This window comes from Roseobacter sp. GAI101, assembly GCF_000156335.1.
GTDB lineage: Bacteria > Pseudomonadota > Alphaproteobacteria > Rhodobacterales > Rhodobacteraceae > Sulfitobacter.
Genome location: NZ_DS999215.1, coordinates 244,366 through 259,980 on the forward strand (window position 1 = coordinate 244,366; position 15,615 = coordinate 259,980).

The 15,615-nt window shown below is 57.4% G+C and carries 11 protein-coding genes and 2 rRNA genes (1 of these 13 only partly in view); 2 read left to right on the top strand and 11 right to left on the bottom strand.

Going from position 1 to position 15,615, the window contains the following annotated elements; genetic code table 11:
• Positions 1 to 33 precede the first annotated feature (33 nt).
• The 5 genes from RGAI101_RS20425 to RGAI101_RS20445 all read right to left on the bottom strand — a co-directional run bounded on the left by RGAI101_RS20425 (position 34) and on the right by RGAI101_RS20445 (position 5,582).
• Positions 34 to 846, bottom strand: coding sequence for an extensin-like domain-containing protein (locus RGAI101_RS20425; protein ID WP_037230436.1), 813 nt, complete (start codon positions 844 to 846; stop codon positions 34 to 36).
• Positions 843 to 1,793 carry a L,D-transpeptidase family protein gene (locus tag RGAI101_RS20430; RefSeq protein ID WP_008230130.1) on the bottom strand — a complete coding sequence of 317 codons (951 nt, stop codon included), beginning with the start codon at positions 1,791 to 1,793 and terminating at the stop codon, positions 843 to 845. The genes RGAI101_RS20425 and RGAI101_RS20430 overlap by 4 nt, the downstream gene beginning before the upstream one ends.
• A gap of 95 nt (positions 1,794 to 1,888) precedes the next feature.
• A complete protein-coding gene (locus RGAI101_RS20435) occupies positions 1,889 to 4,087 on the bottom strand; it encodes a xanthine dehydrogenase family protein molybdopterin-binding subunit (RefSeq protein ID WP_008230087.1) in 2,199 nt (732 codons plus the stop codon).
• Positions 4,084 to 5,070, bottom strand: a complete 987-nt coding sequence (locus tag RGAI101_RS20440; RefSeq protein WP_008230018.1) for an FAD binding domain-containing protein — start codon at positions 5,068 to 5,070, stop codon at positions 4,084 to 4,086. Before RGAI101_RS20440 ends, RGAI101_RS20435 begins: the two co-directional genes overlap by 4 nt.
• Entirely contained in the window at positions 5,067 to 5,582 is a 516-nt protein-coding gene (locus tag RGAI101_RS20445) for a 2Fe-2S iron-sulfur cluster-binding protein (protein WP_008229917.1), read from the bottom strand. Before RGAI101_RS20445 ends, RGAI101_RS20440 begins: the two co-directional genes overlap by 4 nt.
• A 308-nt stretch (positions 5,583 to 5,890) precedes the next feature.
• Here RGAI101_RS20445 and RGAI101_RS20450 point away from each other — a divergent pair, with 308 nt between their 5' ends.
• Positions 5,891 to 7,537: a mechanosensitive ion channel family protein gene (locus RGAI101_RS20450; protein ID WP_198133754.1), complete on the top strand. Its 1,647-nt coding sequence runs from the start codon at positions 5,891 to 5,893 to the stop codon at positions 7,535 to 7,537.
• A 192-nt stretch (positions 7,538 to 7,729) separates the two neighbouring features.
• Here RGAI101_RS20450 and RGAI101_RS20455 read toward each other — a convergent pair whose 3' ends face one another.
• From RGAI101_RS20455 to RGAI101_RS20470, 4 genes are read right to left on the bottom strand one after another with little or no spacing between them, the layout of a single operon-like run.
• Complete coding sequence (locus RGAI101_RS20455; protein ID WP_008230085.1) at positions 7,730 to 8,029, bottom strand: AtuA-related protein; 300 nt, start codon at positions 8,027 to 8,029, stop codon at positions 7,730 to 7,732.
• On the bottom strand, positions 8,016 to 9,365 hold the full coding sequence (locus RGAI101_RS20460; RefSeq protein WP_008229919.1) for an acyclic terpene utilization AtuA family protein: 1,350 nt from the start codon (positions 9,363 to 9,365) through the stop codon (positions 8,016 to 8,018). Before RGAI101_RS20460 ends, RGAI101_RS20455 begins: the two co-directional genes overlap by 14 nt.
• Complete coding sequence (locus RGAI101_RS20465) at positions 9,362 to 11,221, bottom strand: TRAP transporter permease (protein ID WP_008229891.1); 1,860 nt, start codon at positions 11,219 to 11,221, stop codon at positions 9,362 to 9,364. The genes RGAI101_RS20460 and RGAI101_RS20465 overlap by 4 nt, the downstream gene beginning before the upstream one ends.
• A gap of 4 nt (positions 11,222 to 11,225) precedes the next feature.
• A complete protein-coding gene (locus RGAI101_RS20470) occupies positions 11,226 to 12,194 on the bottom strand; it encodes a TAXI family TRAP transporter solute-binding subunit (protein ID WP_198133755.1) in 969 nt (322 codons plus the stop codon).
• Between the two features lie 122 nt (positions 12,195 to 12,316).
• On the opposite strand from RGAI101_RS20470, the gene RGAI101_RS20475 reads away from it, so the two are divergent.
• A complete protein-coding gene (locus RGAI101_RS20475; RefSeq protein WP_008230099.1) occupies positions 12,317 to 13,219 on the top strand; it encodes a LysR family transcriptional regulator in 903 nt (300 codons plus the stop codon).
• Between the two features lie 361 nt (positions 13,220 to 13,580).
• Here the strand turns inward: RGAI101_RS20475 and rrf are convergent.
• Positions 13,581 to 13,695 (bottom strand): 5S ribosomal RNA (rrf, locus tag RGAI101_RS20480).
• Between the two features lie 197 nt (positions 13,696 to 13,892).
• Positions 13,893 to 15,615, bottom strand: a 23S ribosomal RNA gene (locus RGAI101_RS20485) (it continues 1,171 nt past the right edge of the window).

The window sequence follows — 15,615 nt, forward strand, 5'->3', positions numbered from 1 at the left end:
ATTGCCAATGGCAAGACCCCGTCACGACGGCGTTCAATTTGGGCTGACGCCACTTTGCTCGCACAAACGGTATCCGCTGGGGCGCGCGATAACGTCCAGATGAAGGTGGTCGTCGTGTGAGGCGTTGGAGCCTGGCCCCAAAACTGTAGAAAAATCCAGACATGCCGATCCGCGTACCGCGTCCTGAAATGCTTCGGCCATGGACCCTTCAGCCTCGCGGGGCTCTATTGCAATGCGCGAACCGTCTTTGAACTGAAAACCCATGACGTCGAATGCATTTCCGAAAGCATGTTCCGACAGCTTTGCATCCGGCAGGTTATTGCGTCGGCGGCAGATATAGCCGGACCCGTTTTCGATGCTGGTCATAGCGCCCCGTTCAGATAAACGTTCGCTTGCCGGCAGCACGAAATCCTTCATCCACGTCGCAACTGCTTGCGCCGTTTCGCAGCGGAGCATTGCCGGTGGTTGGATCGCCACGCCGGGGCCGACTTCGCTGACCATCAACGGGCGCAATATGCCGCAATCCGCATCGTCTTCGGAAATCAGCGGCTCGGCCTCGCTATAGACCACGCCCATTTGGTCCAGGCGCATCAGGCATGCTTTGTAGTCGGCGTCGGTTTCGCGCAACTGGTCCCGCATGCCGGTCTTTTCAGCGTCATCCTCCGTCTCGATGACAGATTTAGGATCGGCCTTCTTCTCCGGGGGAATGACAACATTGCCCGCATCAGTGATGCTGACGCGGTTCTGGTTCAACCGGGGCTTTGGTGACATCTCTGGTGCAAGGTCCTGTGCGATGGCGGGAAACGCCATCGCCATCACCAAAGTTAGGAAGGCAGTGCGTGTCATTCGACAAAGTCCACGACAACCCCCTTGCTGACCATGTGTGCCAGTTCCTTGACGTCCCAGTTTGTGAAGCGGACGCATCCGTGGCTTGAAGCACTGAAAAGCTTTGCTGGCGCGCTCGTGCCATGCAGACCGTATGTAGGTTTGGACAGATCAATCCAGACTGACCCGACAGGCCCATTCGGCCCAGGTGGCAGCGTGAGTTCTTCTTTGACGCCATCCGCTTCGAAATTGACAGAAGGCCGGTAGCTATAGGTGGGGTCGATCGCAACAGCGGTGACCTCCAGACTGCCTTCGGGGGATGGTGTTTCCTTGGACCCGATGGCGACCGGATAGTTCGTGAGCATATTGCCTTCTGCGTCAAACACGACCGCGCGCTGCTCCGATTTACGGATCTCGATACGGGCTCCCGCCCCTTCCAGGTCCGGTCCAGTGTCCGTGACGGTGATCGTATCCCCTTCGGCGAATGCGGCATCGGGGTTGAGAAGTTTCAGAAAATCTTCGTCCATGTGAAACCGCTCGGCCAACGCCTCGGTCACGCGGGTAAAACCGAGCATTTCCATCTTGGCCTTTTCTGCGACGTTGTCGGGAATCTCAGCTGACAGATTGCTTAGATCCTCTTGGGTCAGGGTGTAGCTCTGCAATATGGCGCCACCGTTGCTACCCCCCAGTGCGGCCCAGACCTCGGGGTCAAGAACGCCATCGACTTCTAAGCCTTCGCGCGCCTCGAACCCGCGCAGGGCGCTTTCGCTCATTCCGCCGGAATATCCGTCGATCACACCGGGCGAAATGCCGGCCTGATCCAGCAACACCTGAAGCTTGACGGTAATGGCAGACTGTCCGTTGGGGATGGCCCCATCTGTATATTGTGCCGTGTTGATGTCGTCAGCCGTCATGGCCAAAGCAGGGGCGGCCAGCATGATCGCAAGACCGGAGATAAGGGTACGCATTTTACAAAACTCTTTCATTAACTCGTTCACAACGTTTGGTACCCCCAAAGGGTTCACCATATTCTTACTAGCCTGACTGAAGGAAACAGAGTTTCCTAAACCTCTGGCAAGTCCGGCAGTATCTTATCAAGGGTCGCGGGATAATCGCGCACACGCACACCGGTCGCGTTGAAGATCGCGTTTGTAATTGCCGCACCTGCACCGGAAATGCCAAGTTCCCCAACACCTTTGGACTGGATCGGATTGGCCCATTCGTCCCGTTCTTCCAGGAAGACGACGTCCAACTGCGGCACGTCCAAATTCACAGGCACATGATATTCGGCAAGGTTGTGGTTAACGATATGTCCGTCGCGGTGGTCATGTACCAGCTCTTCGGTCAGCGCGGCACCGATGCCAAAGATCATCCCGCCAAAGCATTGTGACCGGGCGGTTTGTTCATTCAGGATACGTCCCGCCGAGAACACGCCAAGCATCCGCCGCACACGGGTTTCGCCTGTGATGCTGTTCACGGCCACTTCGGCGAAATGCGCGCCAAAACCGGCTTGCTCTACCGCATTGCTCGTTTCTCCGGGTTCGATGTGCCCTGTGGCGGTGATGTCGTTGGTCAACGTATCGGACAGGTCGCGCTGGACGTTTCCGGTCGTGATGATGCCGTCTTTCAGGGTGATGTCGGCGGCGTCTGCATCAACTAGATCGGCAATGTCATTGCGCAAACTTTGGCACGCCAGAAACACCGCAGACCCGGCAGAACTTGCCCCCCACGACCCACCGGAACCGGCGGCCGGGGGCAGATCGGTATCGCCAAGTCTCACTGTGACGCTCTCAAGGGGCAGGCCCAACATCTCGGCCGCGATCTGCGCGAGGATGGTATAGGTACCGGTACCAATGTCTGTCATATCGGTTTCAACCGTCGCCGTCGCATCAGCATGCAGGATAACGCGGGCTTTGGACTCAGACAGGATGTTGCCCCGTGCCGCAGATGCCACGCCCATGCCGATCAACCACTCGCCCTCCCGGACTTGGCCCGGTGTGGCCCTGCGTATTGACCAGCCGAAGTGTTCAGCCCCTTCGGTCAGGCAATCCGCAAAGCGGCGCGATGAAAACACCTTGTCGCTTTCAGGGTGCTTTTCGGGGATGTTGCGCAGGCGCAATGCGACCGGGTCGATCCCGGCCTTGTGCGCCAGTTCATCCATCGCGTTTTCCAGCGCCAACATGCCCACGGCCTCACCCGGGGCGCGCATGGACCCCGCACAAGTGCGATGCACCCGCGCGATGCGGTGTGCATAGGCGCGGTTTTTGCCTGCATAAAGAAAATGCGTGGCCAATGCGACAGGTTCGCTGAACGATTCACCGGGCAGGTTTGACACTGTCGCATCGTGACCGATAGCCGTCAGGTTGCCGTCAGCATCCGCCGCAAGCCTTAACCGCTGATGGGTGGAACTGCGCCGCATCGTGGTCTCGAAAACCTGCGGGCGGGTCATGACGACACGCACGGGGCGGTCCAGTTCCTTGGCGGCGATAGCGGCGGCTACCGCTTCGGAGGACAAGCCCAGTTTCGCGCCAAAACCACCCCCGACATAGGGGGCCAGCAATCTGACATTCGCGGGATCAATGCCCAAGGCATCCGCTAATTCGTTCCGGTTGTATTTGAGCATCTGATAGGACCCGTGCAGCGTCAGCATGTCGCCTTCCCAGCTTGCGATTGACGCATGCGGTTCCATTGCGGCGCTGCTCTGGGACGGGGTGGTATAGGTGGCATCGATGCTCACATGTGCATCGGCCATGGCGGTCTGTACATCGCCGTGTTCAATTTGCTTGGCGTCGGGAAGGTCGAACTGCGCCGCGCCATCAAGGGGGTCGGTAACAGCCTTTTCGGCATCATAGGTGATGGCAATATTTTGGGCGGCATGTCGCGCTTGTTCAAAGGTTTCGGCCACCACCAATGCGATGGGCTGACCGAAATACGCGACATCGCGCGCGCCTTGTATCGGCGCTTCGTTCGCGGTGCCCTGCGCGGGGTTGCGCAAAAGCCGTTCGTCCGTGATCAGGGACAAGACACCCGGCATGGCACGTACTGCCGCTTCATCAATCTTTGCGACACGGCCCTTTGTGATCGTGGCACGTACGAACACGCCGACGGCTTCGGTACCGTCACCGATTTCAGCGGCATAAGCGGCCTGCCCGGTAACTTTCAGCGGGCCATCGACACGCAATGCACCTTTGCCAAGAACGCCTTGCGCCATGCCGGATAGGACATCGGTCTGCTTTTCGTCCATTTTGTGATGCGCGTTCATTGGCTGGTCTCCGTAACGGTCCGCAACACAGCCTTGAGCGTGCGACGTGAAAGGGGAATTTTGAAATCGTTTGCGCCGAAGCCTTGTGCCTCCGCCAACAGAATGTCGGCAGCTTGATCGAAAAGCGCCTCTGACGGGGCCTGACCGGTCAAGGCAGCCTCGACCTGCTGATTGCGCCATGGTTTGGGTGCCAGTCCGCCAAACGCCAACGAGATTTGCGCAATTTTTCCAGCGTCCATCTGCGCAACCGCCGCAACCGACACCAGCGCAAACGCATAGGAAGACCGGTCGCGTACCTTGCGGTAGACGTGCAGGCCCGCCTTTGGCTGTGGCAATAGAACAGCAGTGATCAGATCACCTCGCTGCAATACGGTTTCCACATCCGGTGTGCTGCCCGGCAGGCAATACAGGTCATCAAGCGCGATCTTGCGCGTGTCGCCAGTTGTGTTTTCGACCTCAACCACCGCATCAAGCGCCATCATGGCAACTGCCATGTCGGACGGATGCGTGGCGATGCAGTGTTCACTGGTGCCCAGAATAGCGAGGATACGATTAAAGCCGTCGCGGGCATGACATCCACTGCCCGGTTCCCGTTTGTTGCACGGCATCGCAGTGTCATAAAAATAGGCGCAGCGCGTCCGCTGAAGCAGGTTGCCGCCCGTCGTCGCCTTGTTGCGCAACTGGCCCGATGCTCCGGCAAGAAGGGCGCGGGACAACACCTCATAGTCGCGACGCACTGTTTCATGCGCGGCAAGATCGCTGTTGGTGACCAATGCGCCAATCCGCAACCCGCCGTCCTGCGTCGGTGTAATCTGATGAAGGTCCAGCCTGTTGATATCGACCAGCACATCGGGTGACATCACCTCGAGCTTCATCAGGTCAATCAGGTTCGTACCCCCTGCAATGATTGCGGAACCATGGACCGACGCCGCCCTGGTTGCATCAGAGGTTGACGTGGCACGGCTGTAATCGAATTGCTTCATTGGCCCGTCTCCCCGGCCGCTTCGCGGATCGCATTCACGATCCCGGTATAGGCCGAACAGCGGCAAAGGTTTCCGCTCATCCGCTCCGAAATCTCTTCGTTCGACAGGGCACCCTTACCATCCAAAGACGACGATACGTTCGAAGGCCACCCGGCCTTGGCCTCTTTCAGCATTGCTGTCGCCGAACATATCTGCCCGGCAGTGCAATAGCCGCATTGAAACCCGTCATGTTTGATGAACGCTTTTTGCATCGCCGACAGGTCGTCCGGCGTGCCCAACCCTTCGATCGTGGTGATATCGTCGCCGTCGTGCATGCAAGCCAGCGTCAGGCATGCATTGATCCGCCGATCGTTGACCAATATCGTGCAGGCCCCGCACTGTCCGTGGTCGCAGCCTTTTTTTGTCCCCGTCAGATCAAGGTGGTGGCGCAGCAGGTCCAGCAAGGTCGTGCGATGGTCGACATCGACGACATGCGTTTCACCGTTGATCGTGAGAGAGGTGCTACGGGTCATGTTTTTTCTTTCTTATTACGGGCATCGCGCGAAGGTCAGCCATTAGCTGATCGAGCATAGACCAACGTACGGTCGGCGTTATTGTTCCCTAGTTTGCGCGCGCTTCAAGCAGTGCCGCGGTTCTCTGGACACTACAGCGCTGTCGCTGGCACGCCGTTGGCCAGACAAAAAGCGCTTTCGCGCACCCTGACCTGTTGCATAAATGCAAGGTCCGGGCCGGAATGCACCTTGGCCATGCTGCGTTCGGGAACCTTATCCCGACACGTTATATTAGGTTTGGGTATCCGAGGTCTGCCATAGGAATATCAATGCCGTCTTACGCCACAGTGCTTCGTTCATTCCTTTTGTGCACATTGATGATTTGTGCGGCCGCTGCCGTCGCCGAAGAAAACGTCTACCAGATAGATGCGTTGAACGTCGGGTTGGGCGCACCTCCTGACCAACTTGATCGCAGCTCCCCCCATGCCACGATGGAAGCGTTGCTTGATCTCGCGGATGCAAAGGATTTCACCACCGCGGCACATCTGCTTAATCTGGCGACCGTCCCGAGCACGCAGCAGGCAGCGGCAGGACCGCAGCTTGCCGAACAGCTTTATGCCTTGGTGGACCGCAAGGTTGTCATCAGCTGGGGCGATCTTCTGGACCGGCCAGATGCGTTGGACGCAACCGCCACGACGAAAAGCGCGGTCGCCGGGCAGACCAGACGCTCCATCCTGCTTTGGGTGCTGGAAATCGACAACCGGCCCTATCCTATTTATCTGGACCGCGTTCAGGTTAAGGACCAAGCCCCGGTGTGGGTGTTTTCCCAGCGGTCCGTGGCCAACATAACCAAGCTATACGACACCTATGGTCCGTCAAAGATGGAACGAAAGCTGCCGGACTGGGCCCGTCAGAACGGATTCTGGAACCTCATGTGGTGGGAGGTCATCGGCCTTCCGGTCATGTTCCTGCTTTCTATCATCGGCGGGGTCACGACCCACAAGGCCCTGACCCGCGCCGCAGCGACCGCCAAACGGGATTTTTCCAAAAAGATCATCGAAGCATCGCGTCTGCCGATCGTGACCTTTGTGATGACATTGATCATATCCATCATCAGCGGGATATTCGTGTTCTCAGGCCCGATTTCCGCCCTTATTCCACCGACGATTGCCTTGGGCTATGTGATTGCGGCGCTCGTCTTTGTGGTGAATGTCGTCGACCGGATCATCGACCGGATCATCGAATTTGACAATGACGATCTGCAGCAGATCAACGACGACCACCGCCGCGAAACCGCCACGAAAGTATCGCTGGTGCGGCGTATGCTGATCGTCGTGATCGTCCTGCTTGGCTTTGGCATCGTTCTGGCCGAAGCGGACGTGTTCCGCACCTTCGGCTTCTCCTTGTTGGCGTCGGCAGGTGCCGTGATGCTGGTTCTGGGCTTTGCCGCGCGCGAGGTCCTGTCCAACATCATGTCGTCAATGCAGATCGCCCTGAACCAGTCGGCGCGGATCGGCGACAACGTCGTGTACAAAGGGCACATCTGCTCTGTCGAGCGGATCAACTTTACCTACGTCCTGTTGCGGGTCTGGACAGGCGTGAGGTTGGTTGTGCCGGTTACGGAATTCGTATCCGAGACTTTCGAGAACTGGACGATCAGGGACCCCCACATGAAACGGCTGGTCGAAATCCACGTCGCGCACGATGCTGAAGTTGAGGAATTAAGAGACGTATTCTTTAAGGTTATCGACGAGGTCGAACATGAAGACCTCGGCGATCGCGACGAACATGAGGTCAGGGTGACGGGTCAGGATGTCTTTGGTCAAATCGTGACCTTCTGCGTGACCTGCAACAACCCGAACACATCGTGGGAAGTGTCCTGCGAGGTGCGAGAGCGGCTGATCAAACGCATGCAGGATATGGAGAGCGCGGGCACCCGCGTATTTCCCGAAGTGAATCCGGCAGAGGGCGCATGACCCTAAGGGACCTGTAAATCGAGGGCTTTAGAAGGCTGAATGATAAAGCCAACCAGGCCATTTGGCTTCGCCCTCAAGCCGGGCTGCCAGTCCGGCAGGTCGTTTGAAAACGGTGCAGACCATCTGGTGGGTATCAGGAATAGCGACATCCTGTGTGCGCGTCTGAAACAGCAGCTTACCTTCCAACGATCGTCAGATTTCCATTTCAAGCAGGACCGAGGCCAGACATTTCCCATGTGCATCCAGGGCAAGCGATCGTGTGACCCCCCCGGTCAGCGCGCCTTTGAGGACAAAGTTCATCGCCTGAAGCTGCGGCAGCAGATACCGCGTGACGTCCCCTGCAACGTCAGGACCAAAATGCGCCGCGACCTTTTCCTCGGTCACGTCCCGCAGGATCCGCGCCCAATCTTTGGGATCAAAGGCGATGATAGAGATGTTGGAGGTGTCCCCCTTGTCCCCGGTGCGGCCATGGGCAATCTCATGCAACTGCATCTTGAGTCTCCAGCATTTCAAAGCTTGTCTGCACATCTTTTGAAGGCATCAATGTCGATGCAATCGCAATGATTTCCCTGACGCTTCGGGTCACGCCGCCGCCGCCAGCCGGACCGCAAAGATAAAGGCCTTCAACCTCGTCGACCACCTGATTGGCGATTTCCGATGTGCGACACCGCGCGGCAAAACGCATCCTGACCTCGTGCGGCTGTGCCATGTTTTCAGCGGTTACAGCACGGGGGACGGAATCATAACCGATCAGATCGTACCGGCTTTCGGTCAGTGCGATGCCAGCGTCCGCGAGCCGTTGCAGGACCAGGTCGGCCGCAAGTTTTGCCCGCGCGATGTTGTTCGCGCCGGCATATGTGATTTGACCATCAGCTTTCCAACCGTCTCGGTAGCCGACCGATATCTTGAAATACCCCGTAGCAGCCCGCCCGTCCGCGCCGGAAACCGCCACGCGATCGGGTCCGATCTGTTCAATGCTGACCCGTGAAAAGTCGGCGACCACATCTGGTTGAATGTAATTCTCCGGATCGTGGATTTCATAAAGCAGTTGTTCCGTGCAGGTTGCGCGCGTCACGCATCCACCGGTTCCCGCGACTTTGGTTATGACCGCATTGCCATCCTCTGCTACCTCGGCCAGCGGAAAGCCGATGCGGGCAAGGTCTGGCACATCCTTGACGCCGGGGTCCGCAAAGTAGCCGCCTGTAACCTGCGCGGAACATTCCAGAAGATGGCCGACAAGGGTGCCGCGGCCCAGCCGGGTCCAGTCGTCCATCGGCCACCCGAAATGGTGCACAAGCGGGGCAAGAAACAGTGCCGGATCGGACGCGCGACCACAGATCACCACATCCGCGCCCGCATCAAGCGCTGCAACGATCGGCGCGATGCCGATATAGGCGTTGGCCGAAATCAGACGATCCCCCATCGACGACGCAGTGGCTCCGGTTTCATCCAGCTTGAAAGGGCCGACAACATTCAGGACGTCGTCCCCCGTCACGGCGGCGATCTTGAGGTGGTGCAGGCCAAGATCCTGTGCGACCTTCCGGACCAGTCGCGCCGCTGCCAGCGGATTTGCGGCCCCCATATTCGACACGATCCGCGTGCCGTTGCGGGCGGAGATCGGCAGCACAGCGCGCATCCGCCGTTCAAGCATCGGGTCAAAACCCGCAGCCGGATCTTTCAACCGTGCCTGTTGGGCAAGGGCGATGGTACGTTCGGCAAGGCATTCGAACACGAGGAAATCAAGGTTTCCCTTCTCGGCCAGTTCGACTGCGGGTGCGATGCGATCCCCCGAAAATCCCGCACCGGCCCCTATTCTCAGCACGCTCATGTCACGACCCTTCTGCTCTGAGACCCGATCTTGAACGCACAGGCCAAAGCCGCGAGCGCGATGAAAGGCGTTACCGGATGTGGCCAGATTGCAATCGCGATGACCCCAACCAGTATGCCGATGTCCAGCCCGCGCGATGCGGTCAGCCGCATTCCCGCCAGCAACGCAGGGATCGCGATGACCAGGACAAGACCGGCCACGATCGCTTCGACGGCATCGAACCAGCTGCCCTGCAACATCATGCCGGGATAGAGAAGGAACAAGAACGGCACCACATAAGTCACGGCACCCAGGCGCACGGCCTCTCCTGCGGCGGGAAGCCAGTTGGTTCCGGCGATACCCGCACCGACAAAGACCGCGACGCAGACCGGCGGTGTAATGACCGAGATGGTGGCGAAGTAGAACACAAACAGATGCGCGGCCAATGGATCAACCCCGACCGCTGTCATCGCAGGCGCAAGCACAGCCGCAACAAGGACGTAGGCCGCCGTCGTCGGCAGGCCCATGCCCATGATCAGGCAGACCCCCGCGACGATCACGGCGACCAAGGGCACTGAATCCCCAGCCATGGTAACGATAAGCGACGACAGCGTGACCCCGATGCCCGTCAGGTTGATCATCGAGACCAGCACCTGAGCACCAGCGAGCAGCACGCCGATGATCACCATTCCCTTGCCTGCGTCCTCAAGCCCTTCGACGATCATATGCGCCATTTCTTTGAACGACAGACGTCCGGCCTGCGTGGCGACAAAGGCCACCAGCAATCCGACGACGCCGTAGAACGCCGCAGTTGAAATTGACCGGCCCAGCCAGATCCCGATGCCCAGCCCGCCCAATGCGGCAAGGATCGGCAGCACCCGGCGCGGTGCGATGATGACGGCCCAGTCGGGCAGATCCTCGTCCGGCACCACCGCCAGATTGCGGCGCAGGGCAACGAAATGCACGGTCATGAAGACCGACAGGTAAAACAGCACGGCGGGAATGATCGCGCCCAGAATGATGGTGACGTAAGGAATGCCCAGAATTTCTGCCATCACAAAGGCCGCGGCCCCCATGATCGGCGGCGCGATCTGTCCGCCCGTCGATGCCACGGCCTCCACCGCCGCAGCGAAGGGACGCGGATATCCCAGCCGGATCATCATGGGGATGGTGAAATTCCCTGTGGTCGCCACGTTGGCCACAGCCGACCCCGAGATCATCCCGAAAAGGCCGCTGGCAATCGTCGCGATCTTGGCGGCTCCGCCGGGCTGGCGACCGCCCAACCGCATCGCCAGATCCATGAACGCCTGCCCGCCCCCCGTATGAAGCAACAGTGCGCCGAACAGCACAAACGCTGCGATGACCGTGGCGGCCACACCTGTCAGCATCCCCCAGATGCCAAGGTCGCCCAGAAATATCGTTTCGGTCACGAAGGCGCTGTCAAATCCACGGTGGTGCAGCGGCCCGGGCAGCAGGTTGCCAAACAGGGCGTAGCCGACCCCGATCAAAACCAGCACGGGAAAGATCAGCCCGACGGTCCGCCGCCCCAGTTCAAGCACCGCAAGAACAAGCCCGGCAGTCAGCGCCTTGTCCAGCGACGTGGCCCAAGGCAACGTCGTCATGATTTCATCGTAGTTCCAGATCACATACCCGCAGGCGCAGATCACGATCACAGTAAGGGCCAGATCGACCACCAGCCCGACCGGGTGCCAGGATTTCCCGGCACCCAGAGGATAAAGCGCAAAGCCAAGGGTTGCGACCAGCGCCAGAAAGATTGCTCTCTGGATCAGACCCTCGAAGGGGCCTGTCGCTGCCGTGTAAAAGACAAAGGCCCCAACGAGGATCGCCAGCCCTTTTTGCATACGCTCCAGTGTCATCTGCCTAGTCTCTTGCTGGCATCAGCTTGGCGGGCAGTTCGATGCCCTGCTCTTCAAACCAGCGCGCAGCACCCGGGTGCAGCGGGACCGTGCCGAACTGTACCGTCATGTCGGCGATGCTTGCGCCTTTCAGGCTGGCCATCGCATTGGCCTGCGCTGTCTTGTCCGCCATGATCGCGCTGACAATCTTGTACGCTGTCTCGTCATCCATAGACGCAGGAGCCGCGACACCGACGCCAAAGCTCCATGTCGTATAGGCCGGAATACCGTCCGCGGCACCCTCGGGGATGTCGACAACCGAGATGTCGGGCATGTCGGCGCGCAGTTTGTCGGCTTGTGCGCTGCTCAGGCCCAAAATCGCGATATCGGTTGCTGTGGCAACATCCATGGTCGATCCGTCCAGCTTGTTGCCAGACCCCGATTTGACATAACCTGCGACGCGGTTGTCCTTGATCGAATTGACGATGTCCGTCGTTGAGCCGCGCACAAAATCTGCGGTCAGGCCCAAGGTCTCGAAGACGGCTTCAGTGGTGGATTCAGTTGCGGACCCCTTAATGCCGGGGTTGAATTTGACATCCGCCAGCCCTTCCAGGCTATCGACGCCTGCATCTGTACGCACCACGACGTTTTGAGGAGCGCCGGTGTAAACCCACAGCAAACGCAAATCCTGCGCATTCCCTTCGAATTCCTTTGTACCGGCATTGGCGTGCTGGACTACATTTGTCGTTACAAGGCCCAGATCGATCTGACCGCGCTCCATCCGGCGGATGTTGTCCATTGTGGCTCCGGTTTCGACCACAGTGGTATTCACGCCCTCTGCATTTTCGTTGATCAGCTGGCCGACGGCGACGAAGTATCCGTAGTGGCTGGACGATGCGGATGTCGATCCGATCAGCAAATCCTGCGCCTGAGCGGTCACGGCTGAGCCCGCAAGAATGGTTGCGCTGATGAGCGTACGCATAGTGTGTTTCATGGTATCCTCCCAATGATGTGGACGGATCAGGTCACCTCTGCGGGCAGCGCGATCCGGTCTCGGATACGATTATGACAAATGCACTCTATTGCAAGAAGTGAAGTATTCGACATAATTGATGCATGAAACGCAGCAATCCAACCCTTCTCGATTTCCAGGCCGTTCTGATCCTGTCACAAGAAAGATCTTTCCGCGCGGCGGCAGATCAGCTTGGTCTGTCTCCCTCTGCGTTGTCGCGACAGATCACCTCTCTCGAGGCGCGCCTTGGCAGCCGCCTGTTCGACAGAGATACCCGAAGTGTCGAAATTACAGTTGCGGGCAGTGCTTTTGCCCAGATCGCCGAACGGATCATCAACACTGCCGAAGACGGGTTGGCAGAATTCGGGAGCTATCAGTCTGCGCAGCGCGGACGGTTGACCATCGCAGGGCTGCCCTCCATCACCGCGAGCCTGCTGCCACAGATCCTGCGTAACTTTACTGCGGATCACCCGGAAATCGATCTCAAGATCATTGATGCGCTTTCGGGCAGCGTTCTGGATGCCGTCGATTCCGGTCAAGCTGACATCGGTTTTACGGCAGGTACCGTGACCGCGCGTTCAAGGCTTGCCTTCGAACCGTTGATGGAAGATGAATTTGTCGCGCTCGGCATGCCGGACGGGCCATTGGCAGAAGATCGCGCCTATGGCTGGGAGGAACTGGTCGCGATGCCGTTTATCGTCATGGAAACCGGTACCAGCGTCAGAGAGCTTATCGACGGAACATGTCAGCGTTTCGGCCACAGCCTAAGCCCCCGCTTTGAAGTCGCGCATCTTGCAACGGCCGGGGCTTTGGTGTCCGCCGGGCTTGGTATCACGGTTCTCCCAAGGCTCACGCTGGCGATCCTGCGATCCGAGACATTTGTCATTCGCGATATTTCTGATTTCGGCACGCGCAGGCGCATCGGCCTTGTCAGGCGATCGGGCCGGACGCTATCACCGACAGCCACAGCCTTTCTGAAGTATGTCCGCGTTTCATCGCGACATTAAGGTCGCGGCAGCAGAGCTTTTCAAACCAGTCTTTCAAATATTTTACCCGCCGAATAAAGCATCCTCTATCGGCCGGGATTGGAGCCTATCTGAACGTCATATTCTACGTTGAAACTCAGGATTACGATCCTTCGAATACTTAAGCGGATTGTACAATTCGTACTATCACCACTCAGCACTTGGTCGGAAAGACTACGTAGCCTTGTCCCAACCCCTTTTGTCTTGTTTTTTTGTCTTCGCATATTTCAACTGGATGCAAGACATTATTCTTGATTGTGTTTTTCAATCAGTGTTTTGTTTGTTTGGATTTGTCTTTGATTTCATCGTAGAGAGATACGTTTTTGATTGATGAACTTATTAGGTTTGGCGGTGACCTACTCTCCCACGTCTTAAGACGCAGTACCATTGGCGCAGTAGCACTTAACTGCCGAGTTCGGGATGGGATCGGGTGTTTTGCTTACGCTATGACCACCAAACCGAATAAATTCATCAACGTCGCTGTTTTGCGTAGCAAAAAGCGACGGTGGCGAGAGCGTATTGCAGAGCAATGCGCGTAGCCACACGTTTGTTGTTATCGCCATTTCCCTGGCGATAACAACGAAGTCCAAGTCAGTACATTTATGTATGTGTGTATGCTTTTGATAAATCCGTAAAAGTCTTGCTTCTACTGGATCAAATCAAGCCTATCGAGCCATTAGTACCAGTCAACTGAACGTATTACTACGCTTACATCTCTGGCCTATCGACGAGGTGGTCTACCTCGGCTCTCAGGGATACCTTGTTTTGAGGGGGGCTTCCCGCTTAGATGCCTTCAGCGGTTATCCTGTCCGATCATAGCTACCCAGCACTGCTATTGGCATAACAACTGGTCCACCAGTGGATCGTTCACCCCGGTCCTCTCGTACTAGGGGCAACTCCTCTCAAGTATCCTACACCCACGGAAGATAGGGACCGAACTGTCTCACGACGTTCTAAACCCAGCTCACGTACCTCTTTAAACGGCGAACAGCCGTACCCTTGGGACCTGCTCCAGCCCCAGGATGAGATGAGCCGACATCGAGGTGCCAAACACTGCCGTCGATATGGACTCTTGGGCAGTATCAGCCTGTTATCCCCGGCGTACCTTTTATCCGTTGAGCGATGGCCCTCCCACTTGGGACCACCGGATCACTATGGCCGTCTTTCGACTCTGCTCGACTTGTCAGTCTCGCAGTCAGGCTGGCTTCTGCCATTGCACTCAACGAGCGATTTCCGACCGCTCTGAGCCAACCTTCGCGCGCCTCCGTTACGATTTAGGAGGCGACCGCCCCAGTCAAACTACCCACCACACAGGGTCCCGGATCCGGATAACGGACCGCGGTTAGACATCAAGCAGAACAAGGGTGGTATCTCAAGGGAGGCTCCACGCAGACTGGCGTCCACGCTTCAAAGCCCACCACCTATCCTGCACATGTTCGGCCTAATGCCAGTGTGAAGTTGTAGTAAAGGTGCACGGGGTCTTTCCGTCTAACCGCGGGTAACCGGCATCTTGACCGGTAATCAATTTCGCTGAGTCTATGTTGGAGACAGCGGGGAAGTCGTTACGCCATTCGTGCAGGTCGGAACTTACCCGACAAGGAATTTCGCTACCTTAGGACCGTTATAGTTACGGCCGCCGTTTACCTGGGCTTCAATTCAGAGCTCTCACCCCTCCTTTTAACCTTCAGGCACCGGGCAGGCGTCAGACCCTATACGTCGTCTTACGACTTCGCAGAGCCCTGTGTTTTTAATAAACAGTCGCCACCCCCTGGTTTGTGCCCCCAGCCTCTAGTTGCCTAGAAACCGGGCCTCCTTCTCGCGAACTTACGGAGGTATTTTGCCGAGTTCCTTCAACATAGTTCTCTCAAGCGCCTTGGTATTCTCTACCTATCCACCTGTGTCGGTTTAGGGTACGATCTAGCGATGGAGCTATTTCCAGGGACCTCTAAGCAGCCCATTCAATCCGATAAGGATGAACTACCCTCGAGATCCGTCACTTCCATCTGGCCCAGGAATATTAACCTGGTTCCCATCGACTACGCCTTTCGGCCTCGCCTTAGGGGTCGGCTTACCCTGCTCAGATTAGCTTTAAGCAGGAACCCTTGGATTTTCGGCGAGAGTGTCTCTCACACTCTTTGTCGCTACTCATGTCATCATTCTCACTAGTGATCTCTCCACGGGATCCCTCACAGGCCCGCTTCACAGAAAAGACTTTGTCTTTTATGATCTCTTTATATGCACTACCGCCTTTGGCTACTTGAGTGCGAACACCCAAACAACAAACCTTGGTACTACAAAAGATCAATAAAGACGTAGTCTTATGTCACACTACGCTCTGCTACCATGCAATAAATGCATCCTAAGCTTCGGCTCATGGC